This window comes from Campylobacter sp. 2018MI01 (assembly GCF_018501205.1).
In the GTDB taxonomy this organism is placed as follows: domain Bacteria; phylum Campylobacterota; class Campylobacteria; order Campylobacterales; family Campylobacteraceae; genus Campylobacter_E.
Window position 1 is genome coordinate 1 of record NZ_JAHCZE010000137.1, and the last position, 534, is coordinate 534.

Genomic DNA, 534 nt, shown 5'->3' on the forward strand with positions numbered 1-534 from the left:
ACAACCACATCACTTGTAGTATTATCTACGCTAGGTGTATTTGTTTGAGTGTCAGCAACAAGTTTTAAGCTAGCTTCACCTTTAATATCAGTTCCAATTACATTAAATGTAAACTTGTAATCTCCAAAGTTATTGCAACCTAATTCTGGAACATATTTAAATTTACCATCAACAGCAAGAACTGAATCAGTTTTAATTAACTTATCATTATAAGTGATAAATACTTGCATTGATTGAATACCACCAGCATTAATCTCACCTTTAAATAAAGGATTAGCATCTACTGTAGTTGAACCATTGCTAATTTCTTTTAGGTTATTGTGATCGCCTGATTCATCACCTTCAAATATAGATACTTTAATTCCATTTCCAACACTTGGAACAATTACTTCAGGAGTTGTTGTATTATTAACCACTTCATCTTTAGCTGTATTTAAATCTAAACTAAATGAGTATTCTTTCATTTCTCCTGTTTTTAAGCTTGATAAATATACTTTATATGTTCCAACTTCCCAACCACTACCATCTACTCTG

At 30.9% G+C, this 534-nt stretch carries 1 protein-coding gene; it reads right to left on the reverse strand.

The genetic code is table 11. The features are described 5' to 3' along the window. On the reverse strand, positions 1-534 hold a 534-nt coding region (locus KJQ97_RS09355; RefSeq protein ID WP_214120685.1), incomplete at both ends, for a hypothetical protein.